This is a genomic window from Maribacter orientalis, assembly GCF_900109345.1.
In the GTDB taxonomy this organism is placed as follows: Bacteria; Bacteroidota; Bacteroidia; order Flavobacteriales; family Flavobacteriaceae; genus Maribacter; species Maribacter orientalis.
The window spans coordinates 485124-496432 of the sequence record NZ_FNZN01000004.1; the positions used below are offsets into that span (position 1 = coordinate 485124).

Sequence of the window (11309 nt, forward strand, 5' to 3'; positions counted from 1 at the left end):
TATAATAACAAAAATACATTTTTATACGTAAAAACAATTTTTTAGCTTTGTCTAAATTTATTTTTAGATGTTTAGAATTATTATTTTAGTGGTTTATTGTTTCATTTTTTCGAGCACCTACGCACAAGAAATGACCCTATCTGGTTCTGTAACATCTGAAAACTCACCTGCACCGTTCGTGAATATTTATTTAAAGAACACTGAACTAGGCACTTCATCCAATGAAAATGGATGGTATGAATTAAAAAATATTCCTCCTGGAAAATATACACTCATAGCTTCTACTATTGGCTATATGCCATTTAGCAAATCAATATTCGTAAAAAAGGGTCAGGAACAGTTATTAGATATCGACCTGAAACCTTCGATAGAATCATTAGATGAAATGGTAGTTACTGGTACTTTAAAACCCGTCAGCAGACTTGAAAGTCCCGTGCCAGTTGAGGTATACAAGCCTACTTTTTTCAAGAAAAATCCAACGGCCAGTATTTTTGAAGCATTACAGAACGTGAATGGCGTACGGCCACAAATTAACTGCAATGTATGCAACACAGGCGATATTCATATAAACGGTCTTGAAGGGCCTTATACTCTTGTATTGATAGACGGCATGCCAATTGTTAGTGGGCTTGGCACCGTATATGGCCTGTCTGGCATACCTAACTCACTAATAGAGCAAATTGAAATTGTAAAAGGACCTGCTTCTACTCTTTATGGAAGTGAAGCTGTTGGCGGATTGATAAATATCATAACAAAAAACAACCTTACCGCACCAGTTTTTTCCGGAGATAGCTTTGTAACCGATTGGGGAGAGTACAATCTTGATATAGGCACTAAAATAAACGTAGGCAAAAAAACCAGTCTATTATTAGGTATCAATTATTTTAAATATGATAATCCGATTGATAATAATCGAGATAATTTCACGGATCTTACCTTACAAGATAGAATTTCCATATTTCAAAAATGGAACTTCACCAGAAAGAAATCACGCATTCTCTCTTTGGCCAGTCGCTTTTTTTATGAAGACAGATGGGGAGGAGAATTACAATGGACACCAGAATTTAGAGGTGGAGATGAAATTTATGGAGAAAGTATTTATACTCGTAGATGGGAAGTTTTAGGGAAATACCAACTCCCTTTTAAGGAGCAATTAATGTTATCATTCTCGTATAATGACCATAGTCAAAACTCTGTTTATGGTAATGTATCTTACTTAGCGGACCAACGTATTGGTTTTACTCAGCTTACCTGGGACAAATCTCTGGGCAAGCATAGTATATTGGCTGGTTCTGCATTACGCCATAATTATTATGATGACAGTACACCAGCAACGTCAGATTCGAATGGCAATAAGCCCGATGAGGTAATTATACCAAGTATTTTTCTTCAAGATGAGATTTCCTTTAACAAAAAGCACGCTTTACTTTTGGGTGCTCGATATGATTATGATAATAGACATGGTTCAATTTTTACTCCAAGAGGAGCCTACAGGTTTAAGTTTACAGATAACGATATATTACGATTAAATGCAGGCACAGGTTTCAGGGTCGTAAATCTATTTACAGAAGAGCATGCCGCCCTTACCGGCTCACGTGAAGTCATCATTACCGAAGAATTGAAACCAGAACGTTCATTCAACGTAAATCTTAATTATCTAAAAAAAATGTATGAGGCTAACGGTACTTTCGTAACACTAGATGCATCCTTATTTTATACCAATTTCCAAAATATTATAATACCAGATTATGATACTAATCCTAATCAAATCATTTATGATAATTTAAATGGAAAGTCAGTTTCTAAAGGGATAAGTGCCAATGTCGACATCTCTTTTCCAAGTAGCTTTAAACTAATGTTTGGCGGCACATTACAAAACGTAAGCAATACTGAAAACGGAATTAGCAAACGTCAAATTCTTACAGAGAGTTATTCGGCGAATTGGGGATTAAGTTACACTATTAGAACTTGGAATTTAACTTTTGATTACACAGGAAACTTGTATGGACCAATGCGATTACCAACTTTAGGTGACAAAGACCCAAGAAGAGATTTTTCACCTACTTGGAGTATACAAAATATTCAATTCACATATAATGGAATCAAGAATTTTGAAATTTATGCTGGTGTGAAAAATTTATTAAACTGGACTCCGAATATTGGTAATCCGTTTATCATCGCCCGTGCAAATGACCCCTTTGATAAAGAAGTAACTTTTGATACTAATGGCAATGCGGTTGCCACTTCTAATAATCCTTATGCGCTTACTTTTGACCCTACCTACGTTTATGGTCCTAATCAAGGAATCAGGTCTTTTCTTGGTTTACGCTACACATTGAATTAACGCCAAAAGACTATTGCTAATTCGTATTTTTGACATTATAGGAACGTCTGACCGTCAAATACCTTGAAATATTCATGAACAAGTACGACTACATTATTATTGGTGCTGGCGCATCTGGCTTATTGTTAGCAGATGCTATGGGGAATGATTCTTTTTTTGCAGATAAAAAGATTCTTATTCTTGATAAAGACGCTAAAAAAACGAATGATCGAACTTGGTGCTATTGGGAAAAAGGTAAAGGACAATTCGATGATATTGTTCATAAACAATGGGACGAAATTCATTTTGAAGGCACTCAAATTTCTAAAAGAAACAATATTGCACCCTACTCCTATAAAATGATAAGGGGTATTGATTTCTACAATCACTATTTAAATAGAAATGAGGGTTATAAAAATATAACTTTTAAACAAGATGAAGTATTAAATTTAGAGGAAACAAGTAACGAAGTAACTGTTCGCACCTTAAATAATAATTACGTTGCAGACTATATATTCACAAGTCTTTTTAATTATAAAATGGCTACCCAGCAAAAGAAATATCCTGTTTTGCAACAGCATTTTATTGGTTGGGAGATAAAAACCAAAGACCCTATATTCAATACTTCCGAAGTTACCTATATGGACTTTTCCATACCTCAAAAAGGGAACACTCGTTTTATGTATGTGTTACCATATTCAAATAATACTGCACTAATAGAGTATACCTTATTTTCAGAAAAATTACTTCCAAAACAAGAATATGAAGAGGCCATAAAAAATTATATATGGGATAGGTATAAATGCAAAGACTATACAATCATTGATAAAGAGACTGGCAGTATACCCATGACTGCTTACGATTTTAGAGAACATCATTCAAATAGAATACGGTATATAGGCACTGCTGGTGGCTGGGCCAAGCCAAGCACAGGCTATACCTTAATGAGCACAGCAAAAAAGGTACCTCAGCTAATTAACCATATTAAGAATGGAAAGCCACTAAAAAAATTAAAATTGAAGAATAAATTTTGGTACTACGACCTTCTGTTTCTTGATGTAATACACCATGATAACGCAAATGGCTATAGGGTCTTTGAATCACTATTTAAATCATTGAGCCCTCAAATGGTTTTCAAGTTTTTAGATGAGAAAACCAATTTATGGGAAGATATCATCTATATAAATGCCTGCCCTAAAACTCCCTTTATAAAAGCCTTTTTTAAACGATTATCCTAAACCGTTCTATTCATTAAATTCTCACCGAACTGTTGCAGCAAGTCTTTCTTATCTTTCGCCAGTTCAATGTTATTTAGTACTTCAAAAGCCTTTGCAGTGTAATCGGCAATTGCAACCCGTGTAGCTTCGTCTGCTTTGGTTTTTTCAAAAATAGAGCGAACAGCATTTACTTTCGTTTCCGACTCTTTAGGTTGTATCGAGTATAAATGTTCAAGCTCTTTTGTCATCATTTCTGAACCCGAACTCATAGCTTTTAGGAAAAGAAAGGTTTTCTTATTTTCAATAATATCACCACCAACTTGTTTTCCAAAAGTTTTGGGATCCCCGAAAACATCTAAATAGTCATCTTGTAACTGAAAGGCTATACCTAAGTTTAACCCGAAAGCATACATTTGTTCTTGAGATTTTTCAGATGCACCAGCAACAATAGCCCCCATTTTTAATGCTGCTGCAACTAAAACAGCAGTTTTATACTCAATCATTTTTAAATACTCTGGCAACATAACATCGTCGCGTGTCTCAAAATCGACATCATATTGTTGTCCTTCACATACTTCTAAAGCTGTTTTGCTAAAAAGTTGCGCCAATTGCCTAAATATTAGAGGCTCATAATTTTCAAATAGCTGGTATGCCATAATCAACATAGCATCTCCAGATAAAATACCCGTATTTATATCCCATTTTTCGTGTACAGTTATCTCGCCACGTCTTACAGGAGCGTCATCCATAATATCATCGTGTACTAATGAAAAATTATGAAATACTTCTACTGCCAAAGCTGCATCCAAGGCTTTTTTATAATCCGTATTGAAAATTTCGGCTGTTAGCAATACCAAAACAGGTCTAAGTCTTTTACCTCCTAAGCCTAAAATATAAGTGATTGGCTCATACAGGTTTCTCGGTTCTTTTGTAAGCTGTTTAGAATTTAAATAATTGATAAACTCTTCTCGATATTCATTTATAGAATGCATTCTCGCAATTTTTATCAAAAATAGAATAAATATGTTTTGTAATAAGCCCTTTTAATCATTGAAGGTTCGATTCTTGAAGACATACGTTATAGAAAATAAAAAAGTATAACTATCTAAGGTTTTACATGAAAAATAATTAACCCATAAGCAGTTATTAATCTATAGAGAATTACGTTTAATCAATTTTGAAGGCATAATAACTTGAGTGGTATCTTCATTTTTTAAATGCTTGGCTGCCATTTTAGCCATCTCTTTAAAATCAGTAGAAATCGTTGTAATTCCACCAAATACTATCTCTTTGGCAACATTATCATTCTGAGAAAGAATTCCAATATCTTCGCCGATTTTATACTTTTTCCGAACGCAATCTCTTAAAATATGCCACAAAATAGTATCTCCTAAAACAAAATAAAGAGTACCCTTAAAGGCAGTGCCTAAAGAATAATTATTTTTTACCGTTCCATTAATATTATAATCTTTAAGAAATCTCTCGAATGCAATTCGGATCGAAATTGGAGAGTAATCACTTTCTTCATTAAAGTATAAAATAAGGTTTTTGTATTTTTTAATTTCGGGGAGCAATTGCACTAACGATGTATAAATGACTTCTTCAAATTCTTGAGAAATATAAGAGAATGATTTCCCTAGATCTAAATACCTATCTACCAATAATAATTTTTTTGGATCAATACTTTGTAGTAACGGTACCACCTTTTGGTTTTGAATAGGGGCAATTACATACATGCCGTACTTACCTTTAATATTGGTCAGTATGGTTTCAAAAATGGTTAAATTATTGTGATGAAAAAAAACATCGATTTGAAATCGTTTACCCATCTCTTTCCTAAATGTTTTGTAAAATTCTTCCTGATAACTTTGGAAAGCGAATAATAGCAAGGCCATTCTTTTGGTAATATTCGTTTCTTGACTTATAACAAAATAGCCCTTAAGCTGTCTAGACTCTATTAAGCCTCTGTTCTTAAGCTCTTCGTAAGCCTTAAAAATAGTTTTTCTAGCATAGCCAATTTCTTCAACCATGTTATTAATTGAAGGTAATTGATCGCCTATAGACAGGGTGCCGTCTTCAATTGACGCTATAATCCCTTGCACCAATTGTTCGTGCTTTGAAAGATTATTATTTAGGGTGAAGGTTAAAATTCTTCTAACAATCGGCATAAAATACAATTATAAACAATCGAATATACAATATAATCAAGGTTATCAAAATGCCGCGAGACTTAGATATGCCTTGCGCTTATAGGAATACTTAAAAAATATTCATCACTCCAACAAAAAAATTATCACTACGTAATAATCTAGAAAATACTTGTTCTTGCTATTCGAGCAACCTTAAAATTAAGCCGATTCCCATATTGGTTTAATTGAACATAAATGGTCTTTAAATATTCAATTTTATTAAGTAGCATTTGTTATAAACAAAATTGAGCAAATACCATATTATTATATTTTTATAACATTTTTTACAAATTCAAAATATATTAAGGTTTAATTTATATAATTAACATTTTATTATATATTTGTTTGTAGTAGCATAGTGTATCATAGTCTCCGCATTTGAACAATGCTCTCAATAGAATTACGATACCTATGATTACAAAATAACTAACAACCCAAAAGAACCTATTTTTATGAATCAACTAATTAATTTTCCTAAGTTTTTCATGATTCGAAGTCATGCAATCTTAACGATGGTTTTCTTTTTTGGTGGGCTACTCTTAACGAGTATACACGCTCAAGAAGTAAAAGTATCGGGTACCGTAACATCAGCTGCGGACAACATGCCATTACCTGGCGTTTCGGTCATCGATGCAAAAAATCCTACAAGAGGGGTACAAGCAGATTTTGACGGAAACTTCACGATTACTCTAGACGATGGCAATACCAGTTTGCGCTTTAGCTATATTGGTTTTAAATCTGCTGTTGTTCCAGTTAACAATCAAAACACTATTAATGTATCTCTAGAAGAAGATGTGGCAAATCTAGAAGAAGTAGTTGTGGTTGGTTATGGTACTCAAAAGAAGGCAACAGTTACCGGTGCGGTTACAGCGGTTCAAGGGCCAGTTCTTGAAAGCTCACCCGCAATTAGTGTCTCTAACTCCCTTGCTGGTAGATTACCAGGTGTAGTTATTATCCAAACAAGTGGAGAACCCGGTAATGATCAATCGACAATTAGTATTCGTGGTACCAATACATTAGGTAACAATCAACCATTGATTGTTATTGATGGTATTCCTGATAGAGATGGTGGTATTAGCCGTATTAATTCAAATGACATAGCAAATATTTCAGTTTTGAAAGATGCTTCTGCAGCCATCTATGGAGCTAGAGCAGCAAACGGTGCTATAATTGTCACGACAAAAACTGGCAATGTCGGTAAAATGGAAGTGAAATACAACGCTGATTTTGGTCTTACTAGACCAACAAGAGTTCCTGAAATGGCTAGCGCCGTTGAGTATCAGACCATCATGAACGAATTGGCCATTTATAACAGTAATATTCCTGCAGGTCAATGGGGTGCAGCAAGTAGCGCATTTCAAAATAATGGCAGTTATACTATTCCAGGAAGTAGTCCGGCAGAAACTGTAAACGCAGCATTTAGCCCTGAGACCATTAACAACCATAGAACTAATGCTGATCCATGGTTATACCCAGACACAGATTGGTTCGGTGCTACGTTTCAAGATTGGGCAGAACAACAACGGCATAATCTTTCTGTAAGTGGCGGAAGTGAAGATCTCAAATACTACGCATCACTTGGGTATTCAGATCAAGGTGCTATTTACAAAAATTCCGCCAACCGCTATCAGCAATATAACTTTAGAATTAATACCGATGCCAAAATCAACGAGTATCTTTCTACTAAGTTGAGCATGGGTTACAGAAAAGAGAATAGAAACTTCCCAACAGAAAGTGCTGGCGCCATTTTCAGAATGTTGATGAGAGGTAGACCCAATGAGCCAGCAGTTTGGCCAAATGGATTACCAGGACCAGATATAGAAAATGGACAACAGCCTGTAGTTATTACTACAAATGCAACGGGTTATGATAATCAACCAACCGATTATTTGCAATTTACAGGTTCTGTAGATATCAAAAACCCTTGGGTTGATGGCTTAACATTAACCTTATTGGCTGGTGTCGATCAAAGCCAACAGCGCAGAAAATTATGGCAAACACCTTGGACACTTTATTCATTGGATCGTGCCAATTATATCGCAACCGGAAATCCTGTTTTAAGTGGGGCAATACGATCTAATTTTACCGACCCAAGGTTAACACAATCATCGTTAAACGTTTTAAACACCAACCTAACTGGTTTATTAAATTATGACAAAACAATAGGTGATGATCACACAATTAATTTACTAGCTGGTGTAACCCGTGAAAATTTTCAAGGGGAGTTTCTATCGGCCTTTAGAAGAAATTACTTATCCGCTGCTGTTGATCAAATTGGCGTAGGTGGTGAAGATGGACAGGTTACTGATGGTTTTGGGTATAACAGGACCCGCTTAGGGTATTATGGTCGTGCACAATACAACTTCAAGGAAAAATACTTAGCCGAATTCATTTGGCGTTATGATGGATCCTATATCTTCCCAGGCGATGATCGTTTTGGTTTTTTTCCAGGATTCTTGGTTGGATGGAATATCAATAAAGAAGATTGGTTCAATGTTGAGTCAATCGATTACCTAAAACTACGTGCCTCCTACGGTCAAATGGGTAATGATCAGGTATTCTTTCAAGGTGCGCTACAGGAATATGCCTATTTATCCATTTATGATTTTGGTAGTTATCCAATAGACGGTAACGTACAAACTACCCTTACAGAGCCATTATTAGCAAACCCTAGTTTTACATGGGAGCGGGCAAACAACCTCAATGTAGGTCTTGACGGTATTACCCTCAACGGAAAATTGAGCTTTACTTTAGAGTACTTTTTAAACAGACGTGATCAGATCTTGATTCAAAAAACAGGTTCTACACCAGGTTCTTCAGGCATATCAGATTTATTACCTCCTGTTAATGCCGGTAAAGTAGATAACGAAGGCTTTGAATTTGCCTTAAATTATTATGGTGGTGATGCAGATAGCTTTAAATGGGATGTTGGTGTAAATGGTGGTTATGCTCAGAACAGTGTAGTCTTTTTAGATGAAATTCCTGGTGCACCAGATTATCAATTACAAGAAGGCAAACCAATTGGTTCTTACTTAGTATATGAATCTGATGGAGTTTTTATCGATGAGGCGGCCGTTTCAAGTAATACATTAGATTACAGTGCTGTAAAACCACAATTGGAACCAGGAGACATGAAATTTAAGGACATTAATGGTGATGGCGCCATCAATGATTTGGACCAGGTTCGATTGGATAATAGTATTGTGCCAAACTTTAACTTTGGCGCAACCTTTAACGCCTCCTATAAGAATTTTGATTTATCGGTTCTTTTACAAGGTGCTACAGGCGCAAAGCTACCTATCCTAACTGAATCAGGAGATATAGGCAATTACCTTAAATATAGTTTTGATAATAGGTGGAGTCCAGATAACCCAAGTAGTGTACACCCAAGATTGGCAAGTAGGGGTGATACGTATTACAGTGGAGGTGCATACGGCAACAATACTTATAATTTATATAGCAAGGATTATATTAGACTTAAAAACGTTCAAATAGCATATAATTTCCCAAAAGGAATGATTGACCAATTTGGATTATCTGCATTTAGAGTTTATATGAGTGGTCTTAATTTGGCAACTTGGGCGGCACAAGACATTTATGATCCTGAATCAACGAGTAATAGTGGTCAGTTTTATCCACAACAGTCCATTATTAACACAGGTTTTAGTTTAACATTTTAAAAAAAAAATCATGAAAAAAAGAAAATTAGTACTCTTAGGCCTGTTAACGGTAGCCTTAATACCGATATCATGTAATGAAGACTTTTTAGAGACACAACCTTTAGATTCTATATCAGCAGATGCCACTTGGGCAGATGGTGCATTATCACAAGCATTTGTATTTAATGTGTATTCATCCCTTGGCTATGGAGGGTTTGAAGAAGAAGGACTTGCATCTCTAACTGATGAAGCAATGTTTACGCATTCTGGTAGAGGAATTAATGTAATCACAGAAGGATCACTTTCCCCATCAGGAACAGGTAACGTAAACATCATTCCACAATGGAATGAGATGTATTTGGCAATTCGTAAGGCAAATATTGCCATACAAGAATTACCTAACGCTACGTTCGATGATCAAAGCCTAAAAGATCGCTTACTCGGTGAAGCGCATTTCCTTAGGGCATATTACTATCATCAATTAATGCGCTATTATGGAGGTGCACCACTAATTGACAGACCATATGGTTTGGATGAAGACTATTCAGTAGCCAGAAGTACTTTTGCAGAAAATATTGATTTTATAGTTGCTGATTTAGATCAAGCAATTTCGTTACTAGATGGCAAGGATTTTACCGCTGGCAGAGCATCTAAATTAAGCGCTATGGGTCTTAAATCAAGAGTATTGATTTATGCGGCAAGCGACTTACGTGATGGTCCAACAGCAAGTGCTAAATCTTCAGTTTTAGGAAGTTATTCTAACCTTGATTTAGTAGCCTACACTTCAGGTGATAGAGCTGCACGTTGGAATACTGCTAAAGCAGCAGCTAAGGCTGTTTTAGATGAAACGACAGGTTACAAATTAGATTTAACCTCACCCGCAACTGCCGAGGAAGCTAAAGAAACTTATATTTCGATTGCAATGGGTGGTGGAAGCGCTATAGGTGATCCAGCGGCAAGAGCAGAATTACTTTTTGAACGTACTCATACACCATTATTTACCGTAGAAAGCAATTGGCCTTTAGGTGGAATTCACCAAGGTATAAACAACGGTCCTAACGGATATCACAACTGGGCAGGTAACACCCCTATTCAGCAATTGGTTGATGATTATCAGATGATGGATGGTTCTGATTTTGACTGGAGTAATCCTGAGCATGCAGCTGCTCCTTATGAGAATAGAGATCCAAGACTTTCTGCAACTATTCTTTATGACGGTTCTGGATGGAAACCAAGACCATCAGATGTTGCAGCAATCGACCCTTATGATGAGATTCAAACCGGCACCTATGCCGATGGTTCTGGCGGCATAATTAACGGTGTTGATATGCGAGACTCTCCTATAGAAAACTGGAACGGTAGTAGAACAGGTTATTATGTTAGAAAATTTATTGATGCAGATCCGGCTGTAGTAGACAACCAATCTAGTGCACAAGTAGTTCCTTGGCCATTTATACGATATACTGAAATAGTTCTTAATTACGTTGAAGCTTCTATCGCTACTGGCGATGAAGGTGAAGCTAGAAACTGGCTGAATAAACTTCGATATAGAGCAGGTATGCCTGCAATTACTGCATCTGGCGCAGACTTGTTAGAAGCCTATATAAACGAAAGAAGAGTTGAATTGGCATATGAAGAACATAGATTTCATGATGCAAGAAGATGGATGATAGCTGACCAAACTTTAGGTCGTGGCATAAAAGTGATGAAAGTTACTGCTAGCCTAAAAGCAGGTGCTACTCCAAGAACTCCATATCAATATGACCCAACAGTATACGATTATACCTATACCGTTGTTGATAATAATGATAACGAGACAAGAACTTGGGATGACAAAATGTACTTCATGCCATTAAGCAGGGATGAGATTAACCGTAATGAATTATTAGTTCAGAATCCTGGTTATTAAATAAATTTATTG

The 11309-nt window shown here is 35.8% G+C and carries 6 protein-coding genes; 4 read left to right on the forward strand and 2 right to left on the reverse strand.

The window, feature by feature from the left end:
* The first annotated feature begins 67 nt into the window (after nt 1–67).
* The gene (locus BMY56_RS11775) at nt 68–2344 is read left to right on the forward strand and encodes a TonB-dependent receptor (RefSeq protein WP_091624325.1); all 2277 of its coding nucleotides are present in this window, start codon (nt 68–70) and stop codon (nt 2342–2344) included.
* Between the two features lie 74 nt (nt 2345–2418).
* The gene (locus BMY56_RS11780) at nt 2419–3561 is read left to right on the forward strand and encodes a lycopene cyclase family protein (RefSeq protein WP_091624328.1); all 1143 of its coding nucleotides are present in this window, start codon (nt 2419–2421) and stop codon (nt 3559–3561) included.
* Here BMY56_RS11780 and BMY56_RS11785 read toward each other — a convergent pair.
* Nucleotides 3558–4532, reverse strand: a complete 975-nt coding sequence (locus tag BMY56_RS11785; protein ID WP_091624331.1) for a polyprenyl synthetase family protein — start codon at nt 4530–4532, stop codon at nt 3558–3560. The two genes, BMY56_RS11780 and BMY56_RS11785, sit on opposite strands and share 4 nt — an antisense overlap.
* Before the next feature lie 159 nt (nt 4533–4691).
* Nucleotides 4692–5708 carry a GntR family transcriptional regulator gene (locus BMY56_RS11790; RefSeq protein ID WP_091624334.1) on the reverse strand — a complete coding sequence of 339 codons (1017 nt, stop codon included), beginning with the start codon at nt 5706–5708 and terminating at the stop codon, nt 4692–4694.
* A 473-nt stretch (nt 5709–6181) separates the two neighbouring features.
* Between BMY56_RS11790 and BMY56_RS11795 the strand changes: the two genes are divergently transcribed.
* Together BMY56_RS11795 and BMY56_RS11800 are read left to right on the forward strand one after the other, a co-directional pair.
* Entirely contained in the window at nt 6182–9409 is a 3228-nt protein-coding gene (locus tag BMY56_RS11795) for a SusC/RagA family TonB-linked outer membrane protein (RefSeq protein WP_091624336.1), read from the forward strand.
* A gap of 10 nt (nt 9410–9419) precedes the next feature.
* The gene (locus tag BMY56_RS11800; RefSeq protein WP_091624339.1) at nt 9420–11297 is read left to right on the forward strand and encodes a RagB/SusD family nutrient uptake outer membrane protein; all 1878 of its coding nucleotides are present in this window, start codon (nt 9420–9422) and stop codon (nt 11295–11297) included.
* Nucleotides 11298–11309 lie beyond the last annotated feature (12 nt).